The 17,328-nt window shown below is 61.2% G+C and carries 18 protein-coding genes; 16 read left to right on the top strand and 2 right to left on the bottom strand.

The genetic code is table 11. From position 1 onward, the window contains the following. The 7 genes from ACESMT_RS21555 to ACESMT_RS21525 form a co-directional block, all read left to right on the top strand. On the top strand, nucleotides 1-532 hold a 532-nt coding region (locus ACESMT_RS21555; protein WP_372828637.1), incomplete at its 5' end, for a peptidogalycan biosysnthesis protein. A 51-nt stretch (nucleotides 533-583) separates the two neighbouring features. After that, nucleotides 584-892 carry a YlcI/YnfO family protein gene (locus ACESMT_RS21550; RefSeq protein WP_372828636.1) on the top strand — a complete coding sequence of 103 codons (309 nt, stop codon included), beginning with the start codon at nucleotides 584-586 and terminating at the stop codon, nucleotides 890-892. Then, on the top strand, nucleotides 889-1,197 hold the full coding sequence (locus ACESMT_RS21545) for a type II toxin-antitoxin system RelE/ParE family toxin (protein WP_372828635.1): 309 nt from the start codon (nucleotides 889-891) through the stop codon (nucleotides 1,195-1,197). Before ACESMT_RS21550 ends, ACESMT_RS21545 begins: the two co-directional genes overlap by 4 nt. A 122-nt stretch (nucleotides 1,198-1,319) precedes the next feature. Then, nucleotides 1,320-2,120: a hypothetical protein gene (locus ACESMT_RS21540; protein ID WP_372828634.1), complete on the top strand. Its 801-nt coding sequence runs from the start codon at nucleotides 1,320-1,322 to the stop codon at nucleotides 2,118-2,120. A 220-nt stretch (nucleotides 2,121-2,340) separates the two neighbouring features. Further along, nucleotides 2,341-3,216: a hypothetical protein gene (locus tag ACESMT_RS21535; RefSeq protein WP_372828633.1), complete on the top strand. Its 876-nt coding sequence runs from the start codon at nucleotides 2,341-2,343 to the stop codon at nucleotides 3,214-3,216. A gap of 280 nt (nucleotides 3,217-3,496) precedes the next feature. Beyond that, nucleotides 3,497-5,278 carry a wax ester/triacylglycerol synthase domain-containing protein gene (locus ACESMT_RS21530; protein WP_372828632.1) on the top strand — a complete coding sequence of 594 codons (1,782 nt, stop codon included), beginning with the start codon at nucleotides 3,497-3,499 and terminating at the stop codon, nucleotides 5,276-5,278. Then, a complete protein-coding gene (locus ACESMT_RS21525) occupies nucleotides 5,190-6,029 on the top strand; it encodes an esterase/lipase family protein (RefSeq protein WP_372828631.1) in 840 nt (279 codons plus the stop codon). Before ACESMT_RS21530 ends, ACESMT_RS21525 begins: the two co-directional genes overlap by 89 nt. A 107-nt stretch (nucleotides 6,030-6,136) precedes the next feature. Here the strand turns inward: ACESMT_RS21525 and ppa are convergent, their stop codons facing one another. After that, nucleotides 6,137-6,682: an inorganic diphosphatase gene (gene ppa, locus ACESMT_RS21520; protein WP_372828630.1), complete on the bottom strand. Its 546-nt coding sequence runs from the start codon at nucleotides 6,680-6,682 to the stop codon at nucleotides 6,137-6,139. 251 nt (nucleotides 6,683-6,933) lie between these two features. Here ppa and ACESMT_RS21515 point away from each other — a divergent pair, with 251 nt between their 5' ends. Further along, complete coding sequence (locus ACESMT_RS21515; protein ID WP_372828629.1) at nucleotides 6,934-9,180, top strand: sodium-translocating pyrophosphatase; 2,247 nt, start codon at nucleotides 6,934-6,936, stop codon at nucleotides 9,178-9,180. Nucleotides 9,181-9,222: 42 nt separating this feature from the next. Here ACESMT_RS21515 and ACESMT_RS21510 read toward each other — a convergent pair whose 3' ends face one another. Further along, nucleotides 9,223-9,873 carry a TetR/AcrR family transcriptional regulator gene (locus ACESMT_RS21510; protein WP_372828628.1) on the bottom strand — a complete coding sequence of 217 codons (651 nt, stop codon included), beginning with the start codon at nucleotides 9,871-9,873 and terminating at the stop codon, nucleotides 9,223-9,225. Nucleotides 9,874-10,028: 155 nt separating this feature from the next. Here ACESMT_RS21510 and ACESMT_RS21505 point away from each other — a divergent pair, with 155 nt between their 5' ends. From ACESMT_RS21505 to ssb, 8 genes are all read left to right on the top strand, one after another. Beyond that, nucleotides 10,029-10,853 carry a metal-dependent hydrolase gene (locus tag ACESMT_RS21505; RefSeq protein WP_372828627.1) on the top strand — a complete coding sequence of 275 codons (825 nt, stop codon included), beginning with the start codon at nucleotides 10,029-10,031 and terminating at the stop codon, nucleotides 10,851-10,853. A gap of 175 nt (nucleotides 10,854-11,028) precedes the next feature. Continuing rightward, entirely contained in the window at nucleotides 11,029-12,312 is a 1,284-nt protein-coding gene (locus ACESMT_RS21500; RefSeq protein WP_372828626.1) for a serine hydrolase domain-containing protein, read from the top strand. 56 nt (nucleotides 12,313-12,368) lie between these two features. Beyond that, nucleotides 12,369-13,802: an aldehyde dehydrogenase family protein gene (locus tag ACESMT_RS21495; protein ID WP_372828625.1), complete on the top strand. Its 1,434-nt coding sequence runs from the start codon at nucleotides 12,369-12,371 to the stop codon at nucleotides 13,800-13,802. A gap of 95 nt (nucleotides 13,803-13,897) precedes the next feature. Further along, nucleotides 13,898-14,671, top strand: a complete 774-nt coding sequence (locus tag ACESMT_RS21490; protein ID WP_372828624.1) for an SDR family oxidoreductase — start codon at nucleotides 13,898-13,900, stop codon at nucleotides 14,669-14,671. Nucleotides 14,672-14,748: 77 nt separating this feature from the next. Beyond that, nucleotides 14,749-15,240 (top strand): BLUF domain-containing protein, encoded by a 492-nt coding sequence (locus ACESMT_RS21485; RefSeq protein WP_372828622.1) that lies wholly within the window; start codon nucleotides 14,749-14,751, stop codon nucleotides 15,238-15,240. Nucleotides 15,241-15,298: 58 nt separating this feature from the next. Next, a complete protein-coding gene (locus ACESMT_RS21480; RefSeq protein ID WP_372828621.1) occupies nucleotides 15,299-15,718 on the top strand; it encodes a BLUF domain-containing protein in 420 nt (139 codons plus the stop codon). Between the two features lie 102 nt (nucleotides 15,719-15,820). Continuing rightward, nucleotides 15,821-16,948 carry a GTP 3',8-cyclase MoaA gene (gene moaA / locus ACESMT_RS21475; protein ID WP_372828620.1) on the top strand — a complete coding sequence of 376 codons (1,128 nt, stop codon included), beginning with the start codon at nucleotides 15,821-15,823 and terminating at the stop codon, nucleotides 16,946-16,948. Between the two features lie 224 nt (nucleotides 16,949-17,172). After that, nucleotides 17,173-17,328: single-stranded DNA-binding protein (gene ssb, locus ACESMT_RS21470; protein WP_372828639.1), on the top strand; the 156-nt coding region annotated here is incomplete at its 3' end.

Genomic DNA, 17,328 nt, shown 5'->3' with positions numbered 1-17,328 from the left:
CTGGGACTTCTTCTACAGCTGCTACGAACGCACTTATTACGAACACGGCAACGCCCCCTACCTGAGCCGCGACTTCTTCCAGCGCATGCAGGACACCATGCCGGAGAACTGGCTGCTGTTTGTGGCCGAGCGCGGCGACAGTCCGATTGCTACAAGTTTGATAGCTGTCAGCGCAGGTGGAATAAGGGCTGCAGACCAATTTGACGCCACAAATCCGGTCAAAGTCGCCTATGGCCGTTACTGGGGCGCCATCGAGCGTGTGGACTGCCTGCACTTCGAGGCCTGTTACTACCAGCCCCTGCAGTGGTGCATAGAACACGGCTACCAGCGCTTCGAGGGCGGCGCGCAAGGCGAGCACAAGATGGCGCGCGCCCTGCTGCCGGTCCAAACCACCAGCGCCCACTGGCTGGCGCACCCGGCGTTTGCCGATGCGGTGGAACGTTTTCTGGAGCGCGAGGGCCAGGGCATCGCCGGATACATGGACGAGCTGGAGCGGCGCAACCCGTTTCGACAGGCTTTGAAGCTAGCGTGAATCAGAGGCTCCTCAGCGCATTACAATTGCAATGCAATACAGGAGCCCATCATGAAAACCTCCACCTTTCCTGCCCTGCGCGTCACACCCGCGTTGCGCGAAGCTGCGGAACGCGCGCTTCGGCCCAACGAAACCCTGTCAAACCTGATGGAAGCATCGCTGCAGAGCTTTATTGCTCACCGCGCAGCTGAAGACGACTTTATTGCCTGCGGCTTGCGTTCTGCGCAAAAGGCCAAGGAAGAAAATCGCTATGTCAGCGTAGAAGCCGTGTTCGCCAAACTCGAACAAAAACTGGCTGCGGCCAAACGAGCAACATCTACGCCACGTAAAAACAAGAAGCCAGTTGCAAGCTCGTCATGAGCCGGTACCAGGTCCGGTTTACAGAAGACGCCGAAAACGACTTGCTGAGGCTTTACGACTTCCTGCTCCAAATGGACATCGACGTTGCCGACCGTGCCCTGGTCGTCATCAAAGACGCCTTTCGTTTGCTGGAGCAGTTTCCGTTTTCATGCCGCAAAGCCGCCAACGGCTCACACGGGCCACGCATCCGGGAGCTGGTCATTTCTTTCGGTGCATCTGGTTATGTCGCGCTGTTTGAGATTGACGACGCAAGCACCGTCACTATCTTAGCAGTCCGTCATCAGCGCGAAGATGACTACCATTGAGGCTAGAACCAGAAGCGCTATCTATTCGATAGCATCTTACGCTTTTCAGAAAAGGGCTGGAAGCTGATTTGACATATAGCCGCTTGTTTTGATCTACTACCTGTAGCGTTTTTATTTCCGACATGTTCGACCCCTCCTCCGCTCCGCCCTGCACAGCAGCACCCGGCGACCCATCCGCCCCGCTGGGCCGCCTGCACGCCAGACGCCTGCGCGAGATTTACCGCTCGGCCGGCTGGCCCTGCCAGGACCTGATTGAAATTGAACTGCTGGCGGCGGGCATGCTGCATCGTGTGGCCGGGTCGGCAGGCCATGAGACGCTGCGTGTGACCGACGCCGGCGTGAGCTACCTGGCGGCCACGCTGGTGCGCAACCGGTCTGCCCTGTCCGCGCATGAAGCGCTGGTCGAACGTGTGGCCTGCGAGATGCTGCGGGCCGGCCGCATCACCTGGCGCGGCCTCGGTCTGCGGGCACAACTTCCGCCCGCTGAAGAAGGAGGTTCGGCCCGCTGGTGCATTGCCCGGCCCGATGTCTTTTCAATCCGCAACACCTCGGTCGCCGCCTACGTGGACCCCATCGTCCACGAGATCAAGGTGCGCCGCTCAGACCTGCTCGGCGATTTGCGCCGCCCCGAGAAACGCGCGGCCTACCTCGACCTGGGTGGCGAGTGCTGGTACGTGCTGGGCTGCGATGCCAAAGGCCGCTGCATCGCCGCGGCTGACGAGGTGCCTGCTGAGTGCGGCGTGATGCAGGCAGAAAGCAACCGCGTGGTGGTGTTGCGGACCGCGCCGCGCCGGCCACGGCAATCTCTGCCCTTTGGCGTCTGGCTCGCGCTAGCCAAGGCGACACCGTTGGCCGGCCTGCAGGATGATGAGCAGGGAATGCTCGGGGAGTTTGAGCCACTTGGTAGGGCGATTGACGACTGAATTCCGCGTCTCCTCTGTTTTACGGGGCGATCTAAGGTCACTACCTTCCATCAATCCAGCCGTCGCTTTAGGCAGGCGCCCAACACCGGCCATTCACCTCCTCTATTCGGAGGACGGCAGCTTGTAACAAATGGTCTACTATCTGTTCTTTGCATTTATAGCCCCCCGTGTTACTTAAACGGGGTGGAGCTGGGCAACTTCACGCGCAGAAATAAACACGGTGTTTTCAAATGTCCGTTCGCGGATTGCATTGTCGCTGACCGGGCCGCCTAGCCAAACGCTTCTGCATGCACCCATGATAAAGGTGGGTGCCCCGCTGACGCTTGGGATATTGGCTTTTGCCAATACTCAAATCGCCCACAATACGAGTTTAAAAATGGTAGGGTGGCAACAAGTGGTGAAGTCGGCGCCAATTGAAAACGTGGATAAATCTGTGTCGAAGTTACTCGAAATTTTTACGGCTATCGTCGCCGCTGTTGGTACGCTATTAGTCCTGTTGGCGGCACTATTTTGGATAAAGGGATCGTCAGAAATGCTTTGGTCCCAAGAAGCTGCAGCGTGGTCGCAGGCTATAGGATCGGTCCTAGCAATTGGTGTAGCAATAGAGTTGTCGCGACGGCAGAGTCGCGATGCGAAACGTATGATGATTGAGGCAGATCTACGTCAGTTGCATAGACGGTTAGATGGTTTCCGAGGTATTTTGAACAGTGCGACGACACAAATGTTGCGCGTAGCAGATGATCTTAAGGGAGTGAATAGGAGGGAGATGATCCAGCGCTCCCCAAGTCCCGAAGATGACCGAATGTATATGACAATTGCATTAAGCAACATGCAAGGTACACACCCGTTCAAAGAAACGTTAGCGATCATTGATGCGATCCCGTTTTATGACTTAGGTTCGGCCGACCTTATAGAAGCGGTTCGCGATTTTAAGTTTGCCATCCAGACTTTTGCAAATCATATTGAACATGCGTTGGCTGAAGGGGAGGATAAGTATTGTGATTCATCCCTTTGGAATGGTGCATCGCTTTGGCCAGGTATAGCCGCGGATGCGGCAAAAAGGTTCAACATGTCCGTAGAAAAGCTCATAACTTAAGAACGGGTATAGCTGGGAGCCGAGCATTTATAAGCTATTGATGGTCGATTGAAGGTCGATACGTACAGAACTGCTACCGTGCAAATGCCTGCAATGAATCGTTAGCGGTCAAATTTTGTTAGGCAAGCTGCAAATATATTCCCAACAGTGCCCAGATTTGTTCTGGTCGGGGAGCCATATAAGGCACGAACCCAAAAAACCCGCCCTCGCCCCGCCCCGGCAAACCCCAATGCCCCAACAAGTCCCCCTCGGTTAATGTCTCCTTCACGGAGGCATAACAATGAAAACCCTCACCGGCCTGGACGCCACCTTTCTCTACCTCGAAACCCCCGAGATGCCCATGCATGTCGGTTCGCTCAACCTGTGTGAGCTGCCTGCGGGCTTCAAGGGCAGCTTTCACAAGGCCGTGACGGCCCACATCGCCAGCCGCATGCACCTGGCGCCGGTGTTCAGCCGCAAGCTGGTGTTCATGCCTTTTGATCTGGGCCATCCGCTGTGGGTGGAAGCAGAATCGGTGGACATCAGTTTTCACGTGCGCCGCGTCGGGCCGCCCCAAGCAAGCACAGCCCCCCGGGGGGGCAGCGCGGCACACGAAGTGGCAAGCGTGGGGGCCAAAATCCGCCGCGCCGACCCTGCCAAAAAAGGCGCTGCCCCGATGACGCTGGCCGCGGTGCACAAGCTCTGCGCACAGCTGCATGGCGAGCTGATAGACCGCCACTTTCCGCTCTGGGAGTTCTACATCTTCGACCGCATCAAGCTGCCGGACGGAAAGGTGGTGGCTGGTTTCTTCTCAAAGATTCACCACGCGGCGCTGGACGGCAAGGGCAGCGTGATGCTGGCCAACGCCATGCTGGACATGGGACCGGTGCCGCGCGAGGTGGCACCGCCCGACCCTACGCGCCGCCGCAAGCTGGAGTCTGACCTCAAGCTGGGCAAGATGATTGGCTCTGTGTTTTCCAGCTCGCTCGGGCAACTGGCCAAGCTGGCCAGAGCCTTGCCGTCGGCGGCCGGCACCTTGGGCACTACCCTGGCCCGCCAGACCGCCTCTGGCGCGGCAGGCGGGCGGCCCAAAATGCCGATGAAGCTGGCGCCGGCCACACCGTTCAACACCGGCATCACCGCCGAGCGCGTGTTTGTCACCGCCACCGTACCGCTGGCCGACTGCAAGGCCATGGGCAAGGCCGTGGGTGGCTCTTTCAACGACATCGTTCTGTGGATCTGCTCAACCGCGCTACGCACTTATCTCACGCAGCACCACAGTCTGCCCAAGAAGTCGTTGGTCGCCGCCATGCCGGTCTCGCTGCGTAAAGCCGGGGCCACGGATGCCACCGACCTGGGCAACCAGGTCAGCATGAGCCTGGTGGAACTGGGCACGCACCTTGCCAATCCACTCAAGCGCATGACTGCGATCATGGCGTCCACCGCCAAGGTAAAAACCTCGATGCAAAGCCTCAAGGGCCTGCTGCCGACCGACTACCCGTCCCTGCTGGCGCCCTGGCTGGTAGGCGGTGCCGCAAAAGCGGCACTCAACGCCTACGGCAAAAGCGGGCTGGCCAGCCGCCTGCCCATGGTGGCCAACCTGGCGATCTCCAATGTGCCCGGCCCGCCCGTGCCGCTGTACCTGGCCGGCGCGCGGTTTTTGACCTTTCACCCGCTGTCCATCGTGCTGCATGGTCTGGGCCTGAACATCACCATCCAGACCTACGCCGGCCAGGTGGACTTTGGCATCGTTGCCGGCAAAACCGCGTTGCCCCATGCCCAGAGCCTGGCGCAGGCCATTCAGGTCGCTTTTGAGGAGGCACAAGGGCTGCTCGCCCCTGCCGCAGAAACCGGTCCGAAACCAGTGAAAACCCGTACAAAGCCTGTCGCCTCAGAGACGGGGTTAGGGAAGCCTCCCTCTGTCAAACGTGCCGGCAGTCCCAAGATGGATTCCATCAACAACAAGGCAACAAAAAGACTCAATGCATCCAGCCATGGCACAACCCGCTCCCCGGCAGTCCGCGCAAGCACAAAACCAAAAACCAGAGCAAAAACAGGCGCTGCACGACGGGCCGCCGCCTAACGCGTGGCTACTGGCGCTGGAGTTTCGCGCTTTCTGGGAGTTTGGTGCCTTGTTACCGGCCTGGCCGAAGCTGGCCAGGGCACCACGCGGCGACGGCCACGGTGTCGTGGTATTCCCCGGCCTGTCGGCCAACGATGGATCGACCATGCCGCTTCGCCGTTACCTCGACGCACTGGGTTACGCGACCTCCGGCTGGAAGCAGGGTTTTAATTTTGGCCCGCGCGCCGGTGTGCTTGAAGCCGCACGGGCACAGGTCACACGCGCTTTTGCCGACAGCGGGCGCAAGGTCAGCCTGATTGGCTGGAGCCTGGGCGGGGTCTATGCACGCGAGCTGGCCAAGGAGTTTCCGCACATGGTGCGCGGCGTGATCACGCTGGGTACGCCGTTTGGCGGTTCACACCGCTCGACCAACGCCTGGCGCATTTACGAGTTGGCCAGCGGCCGCAAGGTGGCGCTGGAGTCCGCCAATTACGACCTGCCCGCCGCGCCGCCTGTACCGACCACCAGCATTTATTCGCGCAGCGACGGCATCGTGGCGTGGCAAGGCAGTGTGCAAAAGCCCGCGCCGCACAACCCGCACACCGAAAACGTCGAGGTGATCGCCAGCCACGTCGGCCTGGGCGTCAACCCCAGCGCCTGGTGGGCGGTGGCCGACCGGCTGGCGCAGGCTGAAGGCAACTGGCAGGCCTTCGAGCGCAAGGGCACGTTTTTTCATGGGCTGATTTACCCGGACCCGGCCCGCGCAGCCTGAGGACAGAGTGCCCGACAAATAGCGCCTTCAGCTCACGCTGCAGGCGCTCTTCTTTTGATAGCTACTCACGTCCGCCAGGTAGGGGCTGGAGTTCCAAAACACATGAATCAGGCCACTTCGGGGTGTTCCTTGCGGTAGTTGGCAATACCGTCGGTGATTTCCTTGTGCGCGGCCTCCGGACCTTGCCAGCCGTTGATCTTGACCCACTTGCCCTCTTCCAGGTCCTTGTAGTGCTCGAAAAAATGGGAGATGGTTTTCAGACGCAGCGGGTTCATGTCTTCAGGTTTTTGCCACTGGGTGTACAGCGAACATTTCTTGTCGATGGGTACGGCCAGCACCTTGCCGTCTTCGCCGGCTTCATCGGTCATCTTCAGGATGCCGATGGCGCGGCAGGTCACCACCACACCGGGGATCAGGGGCACCGGGGTGATCACCAGCACATCGACCGGGTCGCCGTCGCCGCTCAGGGTCTTGGGCACATAACCGTAGTTGGTCGGGTAGTGCATGGAGGTGCTCATGAAGCGGTCCACAAAAATCGCGCCAGATTCCTTGTCCACTTCGTATTTCACGGGGTCGGCGTTCATCGGGATTTCGATGATGACGTTGAAGGCGTCGGGCGCATTTTTGCCGGGGGTAACTTTATCGAGGGACATGGTCGCTTTGCTGAAGTAATGGGAGTAATGAGAAGAGAAGGTAAGGGGGAATGATCTGTCAGTATTTACCCTCATTTTAGGGGTTCAGACCTGACGCTTCGCGAACTTGTCACGTTTTGGCGTTAAATTTCGAGGGTTGGCCAATCGTCTCCATTCAAGTTGAGAGCAACGAGGAAGCAACGCAGCGGGGGTTCAGACCATTGGCTAGTGTTGCAACCTCCTCCAAGCGAAAAACAACGTAGGAGATTTCTATGACAGGCAACTCAGCGCTTATCCTTGCGCTCGTTTGCGGACTGGTCGCCGTGGGTTACGGTTTCTGGGCCCGCAGCTGGATTCTTTCCCAGGACGCAGGCAACTCGCGCATGCAGGAGATCGCAGCCGCGATCCAGACCGGCGCCGCCGCCTACCTGGCGCGCCAATACAAAACCATTGCCATCGTCGGCGTCGTGCTGGCGATACTGATAGGCATCTTCCTGGACGTGCCCAGTGCCATCGGCTTCGTTGTCGGCGCGGTGCTGTCGGGCGCTTGCGGTTTCATCGGCATGAACGTCTCGGTGCGCGCCAACGTGCGCACCGCACAGGCTGCCACACGCGGCATTGGCCCCGCCCTTGACGTTGCCTTCCGCGGCGGTGCCATCACCGGCATGCTGGTCGTCGGCCTGGGCCTGCTGGGCGTCACGGCCTTCTACTGGTTTCTGGTCGGCAACGGCAACCACAAGCCCGACAGCAACCTGGCCGCGCTGCTGAACCCGCTGATCGGTTTTGCCTTCGGCGCCTCGCTGATCTCCATCTTCGCGCGTCTGGGTGGCGGCATCTTCACCAAGGGCGCCGACGTCGGCGCCGACCTGGTGGGCAAGGTCGAAGCCGGCATTCCGGAAGACGACCCGCGCAACCCGGCCGTGATTGCCGACAACGTCGGCGACAACGTCGGTGACTGCGCCGGCATGGCCGCTGACCTGTTTGAAACCTACGCGGTGACCCTGATTGCCACCATGATCCTGGGCGCCCTGCTGGTCACCGGTGCGGGCGCCAGCGCGGTGGTGTATCCGTTGGCACTCGGCGCGGTGTCCATCATCGCGTCCATCATCGGCTGCTTCTTTGTCAAAGCCTCACCCGGCATGACCAATGTGATGCCGGCACTGTACAAAGGCCTGGCCGTCGCTGGCGGCCTGTCGCTGATCGCGTTTTACTTTGTCACCACCTGGCTGATGCCCGACAACGCGATCAAGGCTGCCGGCACGCAGATGGCCCTGTTTGGCGCCTGCGCCGTCGGCCTGGTGCTGACCGGCGCACTGGTCTGGATCACCGAGTACTACACCGGCACGCAGTACGCCCCGGTCAAGCACATCGCACAGGCCTCGACCACCGGCCACGGTACCAACATCATTGCTGGCCTCGGGGTGTCCATGCGTTCCACCGCCTGGCCCGTGATTTGCGTCTGTATCGCGATCTGGGTCTCCTACACGCTTGCCGGTCTGTACGGCATTGCGATTGCAGCGACCTCAATGCTGAGCATGGCCGGCATTGTGGTGGCCCTGGACGCCTATGGCCCGATCACCGACAACGCCGGCGGCATTGCCGAAATGGCCGACATGCCACCTGAGGTGCGCGCCGTCACCGACCCGCTGGACGCGGTGGGCAACACCACCAAGGCCGTGACCAAGGGTTACGCGATCGGCTCGGCAGGTCTGGCCGCGCTGGTGCTGTTTGCCGACTACACGCACAAACTCGAAGCCTACGGCAAGGCCATCAGCTTTGACCTCTCCGACCCGATGGTGATCATCGGCCTGTTCATCGGCGGGCTGATTCCCTACCTGTTCGGTGCCATGGCCATGGAGGCCGTGGGCCGCGCTGCGGGTGCGGTGGTGGTGGAAGTGCGTCGTCAGTTCCGCGAGATCCCCGGCATCATGGAAGGCACGGCCAAACCTGAATACGGCCGCGCTGTGGACATGCTGACCACGGCAGCCATCAAGGAAATGATGATCCCGTCGCTGCTGCCGGTGGTTATCCCCATCCTGGTCGGCTTGCTGCTCGGCCCCGCGGCTTTGGGCGGCCTGCTGATGGGCACCATCGTGACCGGCCTGTTCGTGGCGATCTCCATGTGCACCGGCGGCGGTGCCTGGGACAACGCCAAGAAATACATCGAAGACGGCAACCACGGCGGCAAGGGCTCAGAGACGCACAAGGCGGCTGTCACCGGCGACACCGTGGGCGACCCCTACAAAGACACGGCCGGCCCGGCCATCAACCCGCTGATCAAGATCATCAACATCGTGGCCCTGCTTATTGTGCCGCTGATGATGAAGTTCCACGGTGGCAGCGCCACGGCAGCGCCGGTCACGCCAGTTGCCGCCCCGTCGGTCATGAGCGCACCGGCCGTGCAGCCCACCACGGTGATGGCGCCCGGTGCCATGCCCGCGCCAGCGCCGGTGCAGGCGGCCAACGCATCGGCGACGCCTACACCGTCCCCCGCAGCGCCGGCCTCAGCAGCCAAATAGCGCCACGCGTTCCATGAAAAAAGCCCGGTCCGCCGGGCTTTTTTATGCCCGCAAGGCGGCGGGGTTGGGAGCAGGCGCGGTCAGCACCGCGCGCACCAGGGCGCTGCAGGCTGGCGTCAAGGTGGCCAGTTTCGCCGTGCCGCCGTTTTCAATCGCCTGCAAAACCAGCTCGTTGATGCCGCCCACCACAGCCATCGCCATGGCGGCCGTGTGGGCGCTGTCCTGCGCCGGGTGTGAATGGCCGACGCCAACGACCTGAACCACAAAGTCGGCAAGCTCCTGGTTCATGCGCCGGCGCACCTGCAGGCCTTCTGACCCCAGGCCCAGGATTTCGATAAACAGCGTGCGCAACAGCGCCGGGTTGCTCGCCAGGCAGGCCAGGTAGGCGCCCAGGGCATGCTCGACCTGGGTTTTCCAGTCGCGCCCGGGGTCGATGGCCTCCTTGAGCACCTTGAGCGCGCCGTGGCTGGCTGCAACATACAGCGCAATCAGGCAGTCGTTCTTGGTCGCGAAACATTCATAAAACGTGCGCTTGGACACCCCGGCTTCCCGCACGATGTCGGCCACGGTGATGTCGGCATACCCTTTGGCTGCCACGCTGTGCGCCATGCCCTCGATCAGGCGTGAGCGGTGGGCACTGGCCGGTTCCGCAGCTTGGGCAGTTGCACCGGCAGGAAGTTTTTCGTCAGGCATGTGGGGTTCGCGCAATGATCGGGTGGGTCTGATTCTGGCTCTGGCTCTGGCTCTGGCTCTGGCTCTGGATTGGTACTTGACAGTACCACAGCACGATCCTATAGTCACTCCAAGTGGTACCTGACGGTACCAATGTCATGCTTCCGGAGAAACCCATGAGCGATCTTGTTGCACGCCGCCTGCTGATTGATCTTGAAACGCCCCTGGCCCGCCACTGGTGCGACGGCGATGCGTTTCAGACCGCTTTTTTCAATGCGCTGTCCATGAGTTTTCCGGTGGGAGAGCAGTTCTTCATTGACGCGGTGCGCAACGGGCTCAAGGCCCTGCCGGCCGAGCGCCAGCAGGCCTACTGGGCAGAAGTTCAGGGGTTTATTGGCCAGGAAGCGACGCACCGTCGCATCCACAGCCTGTTCAATGGCCACCTCGAAAAGCGCGGCCTGGTCAACGACTGGGCGCCGCGCGCCGAGCGCAACATGAAGCTGCTGGCCGGCACCAACCCGCTGCACGCGCTGGCTATCACAGCCGCCAACGAACACTTCACCGCGATTTTTGCCGAATGGCTGCTGCACAACCACGACCTGCTGGACGGCTGCGAGCCGCGCCTGAAAACCATGTGGCTCTGGCACAGCGCCGAAGAGTCCGAGCACAAGAACACCGCCTTCGATGTCTACACCGCGCTGGGCGGCAGCCATGTGTGGCGCATCAAGTGGTTCCGCCGCATCACCTTTGTCTTTTTAACCGACACCCTGCGCCAGACCGTGAACAACCTGTACCACGACGGCACCTTGTGGCAATGGCGCACCTGGACAAGCGCCGGCCGCTACCTGTTTGGTCAGCGCGGCCTGATCCGCCAGACCTTCAAGCCCTGGCGCGACTACATTCGCGCGGACTTTCACCCGGACCAGCAGGCGAGCGATCTGTCGGCACGCTGGCTGGCCGACAACGCCCCGGCCTACACCACGGTCGGAAACGCGGCCTGACCAGCTGGCGCGGGGGCGACAGTGCCGCCCCCGGATTGCTACTGTTTGGATAGCACACTCTCTATACCGGACAATGGCAATCCGATGATTTAACGTAAAATCAAGCGCCTTCAGGCGTACGTTGCAAACTGTCTCCAGCGGGCTAAACTGGCCGCTCAAAAAACAAGGAGGCAACATGACACGTATTCGCCCAAGCCTGCGCGGCCTGGCCTTTTGCATGGCTTTGGTCGTGCCGCTGCTGGCCACCGCCCGCGAGTTGCCACGCACCTCCCCGGAACGCGTGGACCTGTCGTCGCAGCGGCTGGACATGATCACCGAAACCCTCAAGGCCGATGTGGCGGCCAACAAGATACCGGGTGCCGTGCTGCTGGTGGCGCGCCGTGGCAAGGTGGCCTATTTTGAAAGTGTCGGTAAGCTCGACGCCGCCACCCCGGCGCCCATGACCAAGGATGCCATTTTCCGCATCTATTCCATGAGCAAACCGATTACGACGGTGGCGGCGATGATGCTGGTCGAAGACGGCAAGCTCAAACTGGACGACCCGATTTCCCTGTATCTGCCCGAGTTCGCAAAAATGACGGTCGGCGTCGAGAAGCCCGACGCCAGCGGCACGCCCAGCCTGGACATCGTGCCCGCCCGCCGCGCCATCACCGTGCAGGACTTGATGCGCCACACCTCCGGCATCACCTACGGTTTCTTCGGGCCGGGACTGGTCAAAAAGGCCTATAACGACGCCAACCTCAATGCGGGCGACCCTGACAACCACGAATTTTCCCAACGTATTGCCAAACTGCCGCTCGCCTACCAGCCCGGCACCACCTGGGACTACAGCTACTCCACCGACATCCTTGGGCGCGTGGTGGAAGTGGTCTCTGGCAAGTCGCTGTTTGCCTTTGAGAAAGAGCGTCTGCTGGACCCGCTGGGCATGGATGACACCAGCTTTTACGTGACGGATGCCGCCCGGCAAAACCGCCTGGCAGAACCGCTGGCCAACGACCGCAACTTCGGCGTTGGCGCCGACATCAGCAACCCGCGCATTGCCAGAAAGCTGGAATCCGGCGGCGGCGGCATGGTGTCCACCGCCGCCGACTACGCACAGTTTCTGCAAATGCTGCTCAACGGCGGCACGCTGGACGGCAAACGTTACCTCGGGCCACGCACCTTGCGCCTGATGACATCCGACCATGCCAATGCCGGCGCAGGTGTAGTGCCGGGCCCGCTCTACCTTCCGGGTGCAGGTTACGGCTTTGGCCTTGGTTTTGCCGTCCGGCGCTCGACCGGCGAAGCAGCCTACCCCAGCGAGGCCGGCGAGTACTACTGGGGCGGCGCTGGCGGCACCTACATGTGGGTCGACCCGAAATCGGAGATGTTCGTGATCTTCATGATGCAGTCACCCAAACACCGCACCCACTACCGCAGCCTGATTCGCAACATGGTCTACGCCGCCGTACTGAAATAAGGGGCAAGGGCAGCCTGGCGGCCCGCGCCGGTGTCGGCTTGCATGAGAATGTAGCCATGCAGCTCAACTACATTGCCAACGCCCCGCATCGCTCCTCGTCCGGCAAAACCATTCCCGTGGTGGACCCTTCCGACGGCCAGCCCTTTGACGAGATCCAGCGCAGCAATGCGCAGGACATCGACAGCGCCGTCCGCGCCGCGCATGACTGCCTGGAGACGGTCTGGTGCAAGCTCAGCGCGGCCGAGCGCGGCCGCTTGCTGATGCGCCTGTCGCAAAAAGTAGCCCAACACGCCGACGAGCTGGCGCTGATCGAGCAACGCGACTGCGGCAAACCGACCCAGCAGGCCAAGGCCGATGCTGCCGCACTGGTGCGTTATTTCGAGTTTTACGCTGGCGCCTGCGACAAACTACACGGCGACACCCTGCCCTACCTGGACGGCTACAGCGTGATGACCTGGCGCGAGCCGCATGGCGTGACCGGCCACATCATTCCGTGGAACTACCCGATGCAGATTTTTGGCCGCAGCGTCGGCGGCGCGCTGGCCGCCGGCAACGTCTGCGTCGTCAAACCGGCGGAAGACGCCTGCCTGTCGCTGATCCGCGTGGCCCAACTCGCGGCTGAGGTGGGTTTCCCGGCCGGCGCCATCAACATCGTCACCGGTTACGGCCACGAAGTTGGTGATGCGCTCGCCCGGCACAAGGGCATCCATCACATCAGTTTCACCGGCAGTCCCACCGTGGGCACGCTGATCCAGCAGGTGGCGGCGGAACGCCACTGCCCGGTCACGCTGGAGCTGGGCGGCAAAAGCCCGCAAATCGTTTTTGCCGACGCTGACCTGGACGCCGCCATCCCGGCCATCATCAACGCCATCGTGCAAAACGCCGGCCAGACCTGCTCGGCCGGCTCGCGACTGCTGGTCGATGAAAAAATTTACGAGCCGCTGCTGGAGCGTCTGGGCCAGGCTTTCGAGAAGCTGCGCGTCGGTCCCGCCACGATGGACCTGGACGTCGGTCCGCTGATCCGCCAGACCCAGCAGCAGCGCGTGTGGGACTTTCTGAGCGACGCGCAGGTCGCGGGCATCCCCATGGTCGCGCAGGGGCAGATCGTCGACGAAGCGCCCGACACCGGCTTTTACCAGGCGCCGACCCTGCTGCGCGACGTGCCGGTGATGCACCGGCTGGCGCAGGAAGAAGTCTTTGGCCCGGTGCTCTGCGCGATGAGTTTCACCGACGAAGATGAGGCGGTGGCCCTCGCCAACGCCACGCAGTTCGGCCTGGTGGCCGGTATCTGGACGCGCGACGGTGCGCGCCAGTTCCGCATGGCCAAACGTGTGAAAAGCGGCCAGGTCTTCATCAACAACTACGGCGCTGGCGGCGGCGTGGAGCTGCCGTTTGGCGGCGTCAAGTCATCCGGTTATGGGCGCGAAAAAGGCTTTGAAGCGCTGTATGGTTTCACCACGCTGAAGACCGTCGCCATCAAGCACGGTTAGAGCCGCCGGACGCAAAGATCATCTATCAAATCGACCTCCAGCCCTTGTGCCACCTGCATAAGCCGCTATCAAATCCATAGTAAAAAGGAACTCCCATGCGACTCCAGGACAAATCCATCATCGTCACCGGTTCGGGTGGCGGCATCGGCGAAGGCATTGCGAAGCGCCTGGCGGCTGAAGGCGCGAAGGTCATCGTCAACGACATCAACAGCGCGCTCGGCGAAAAGGTTGTGGCCGACATCGTCAAGGCCGGCGGCACGGCCTCTTTCTTCGCAGCCGACGTGACCAAAACCGTTGAGGTCAAGGCGCTGGTGGCTGCGGCGGTGCAGCGTTACGGCAAGCTCGACGTTGTGGTCAACAACGCCGGCTGGACGCACCTGAACCAGCCCGCACTGGAAACCACCGAAGAAGAGTTCGACCGCTGCTACGCGATCAACGTCAAAAGCATTTACCTCTCGACCATCCACGCAACACCGGTGTTTCGCGCCCAGGGCGGCGGCAGCTTCATCAACATTGCGTCCACCGCTGGCGTGCGGCCCCGTCCGGGCCTCTCCTGGTACAACGGCTCCAAGGGCGCGGTGATCACGACCTCGAAGTCACTGGCGGCTGAACTCGGGCCGGACAACATCCGGGTGAACTGTATCAACCCGGTGTTCAACCCCGACACCGCCCTGTCCACCCAGTTTGCCGGCGGCAGCGTCACCGGCCCCGAGGGCGAAGCGCGCCGGGCCAAATTTCTGGCCAGTATTCCGCTGGGCCGCTTTTCAACAGCGCTGGACGTGGCCAACGCGGCCTTGTACCTGGCCAGCGATGAGGCGTCTTTCATCAGCGGGGTGTGTATCGAAGTCGACGGCGCACGCTGCGTCTGATCCGGCTGCCCGGAGACTTGGAGCGACCCGTGGGGGATTTCATTTTGTGACAAACTGAATGGATTTGGAGGAAATCGATGCTTGTTCAACTCACCTATGCCAGCCGTACGGCGGGCGTTCTTGGCGCGAGCGATGTCAAGGACATTCTTGCCGCGTCCAAACGAAACAACACGCAAATTGGCGTGACCGGCGCGCTGTGCCTGAGCAACGGCATCTTCCTTCAACAGCTCGAAGGAGACAAAACCGAGGTCAACGCCCTTTATCACCGGATACTGCGGGACGAACGCCACCGAGACCCGGCCATCCTGGATTTTTCCGAAATCACCCAGCGCAGATTTGGAAGCTGGGCGATGGGGTTGCTGTCGTCAGTGGAAGAAAACCGGCAGGTTTTTTTGAAGTATTCGGGCACCCGTGAATTTGACCCCTACGCCATGAGCATCGCTTCACTGCGCGCCTTTTTTGGCGAAGTTGTGGACAACGTGCGCTGGCTGGGTGAGGCGCCAGACATCAGTTTGGCCTCGCGCGTGCCGCATATTCCTGACCGGCAGCAGGCGCTTCAAGCACCTTGAGTGGCGGCTTGGCTTGCTGGCAGCGAGTATCATGAGATTGCACTTACTTGGGGAAATTATGCTCAAGCAACTGACCTACGCAAGCCGTGCCAATCGCGTCATGAACATCATGGACATGAACGACATCCTGAAGATCTCACGCGCCAACAACGCGGCACTGGGCATCACAGGCTCGTTGTGCCTGCACGACGACATGTTTGTGCAGCAGCTCGAAGGCGCGGTGTCTGTGGTCGACGCCCTCTACGAACGCATTGTTCAGGACCCGCGGCATCGTGACGCAACGGTGGTCGTTATGAGCGATATCCCCAGGCGCCGGTTTGACCAGTGGTCCATGGGCCTGCTGGTTGAAGACCAGGACAACCGCTACATTTTCGACAAACACTCCCCAACGGGCAAATTTGCCCCCTTCACCATGGGCGTGGCCAATTTTCGCGCTTTTTTCAGCGAAATTCGGGACCACACGCGCTGGATCAGTTGATACACCTGGCCGGCAAATAGACGTGGCCCGCCTGCGGTTAAGGCCATGCGAATCGCCCCGCTCAGGACCAATGGGGTAAATTCTCCCTCGAGCCACTCCACCATGGACAAAAAAATCATCCCCCTTGCCGACATGCGCTACGCCGCGCGCGTACCGCATATTCCCGCGCAGTTGCAGGCACCCACCGGCCTGCTGGCCGACACGCTGGCGCGGCCTTTGCACGACCTGCGCATCAGCGTGACCGACCGCTGCAACTTCCGCTGCAGTTACTGCATGCCGAGCGAGGTGTTCAACAAGGACTACGCGTTTTTGCCGCAGACCTCGCTGCTCAGTTTTGAAGAGATCACGCGCCTGACGAAAATTTTTGTGGCGCATGGCGTGGAGAAAATCCGCCTGACGGGTGGCGAGCCCTTGCTGCGCAAGCACCTCGAAGTGCTGATAGAAATGCTGGCCAGGATTGAAACGCCGGGCGGCAAACCGCTGGACATCACCCTGACCACGAATGCCTCGCTGCTGGTAAAAAAAGCCCAGGCGCTGAAAGATGCGGGTCTGCAGCGCGTCACCGTGAGCCTGGACGGACTGGACGATGCAGTCTTCCGGCGCATGAACGATGTGGACTTTCCGGTGGCCGATGTGCTCAAGGGCATAGAAGCAGCCCACAAGGTCGGGCTGGCGCCCATCAAGGTCAACATGGTGGTCAAACGCGGCACCAACGATGCAGAGATCCTTCCCATGGCCCGGCACTTCCGCAACTCGGGCGTGGTTCTGCGTTTTATCGAATACATGGACGTGGGCGCGACCAATGGCTGGCGCATGGACGAGGTTCTGCCCTCGGCCCAGGTGATCGAACGCCTGCAGGCGGAGTTTCCGCTGGAAGCCATCAGAGCCAACTACCTGGGTGAGACCGCTGAGCGCTGGCGCTATCGGGACGGTGCCGGCGAAGTCGGCGTGATCAGCAGTGTCACCCATGCGTTTTGCGGCGACTGCAACCGGGCCCGACTTTCGACCGAGGGCAAGCTTTTTCTCTGCCTGTTCGCCAGCCAGGGTCATGACCTGCGCGCGTTGCTGCGCGACGGCAACTATTCGGATGAGCAGATTTCCGGCGCCGTCGCTCATGTCTGGCAACGCCGCGATGACCGGTACTCAGAGCTGCGCGCGGCGCTGCCTGCGGATACAGGCATGCCCGACAGCAACGCAAAACGTGTCGAAATGAGTTACATAGGTGGGTAGCAACATGGCCCCCACGCTTGTCGCTTCGCGTACTGCGCTGCCCCCCGAGGGGGCTGCACTTGCTAGGGGCGGCCCGTCGCTACGTGCGTTCGCAAGATATTTACCGTCGTCAGGAGAGTTCAAGGCAGGGTCAGGTTAGGGCAACCTTCCATCATAGCCAGATGCAGGACGTTTGGCATTCGCTGCGCCTCGCGGGTAAACTGTCATCAACAGGAGAACACACCATGGCCTCAATCAATAAAGTCATCATCGTCGGCAACCTGGGCAAAGACCCTGAAATGCGCAGCTTCCCCAGCGGCGACCAGATCGCCAACGTCACTATTGCCACCACCGACAAGTGGAAAGACAAAACCAGCGGCGAAATGAAAGAAGCCACCGAG

The organism is Polaromonas sp. (assembly GCF_041689105.1).
Lineage (GTDB): Bacteria > Pseudomonadota > Gammaproteobacteria > Burkholderiales > Burkholderiaceae_C > Polaromonas.
This window is presented reverse-complemented; position numbering and strand designations above follow the sequence as displayed.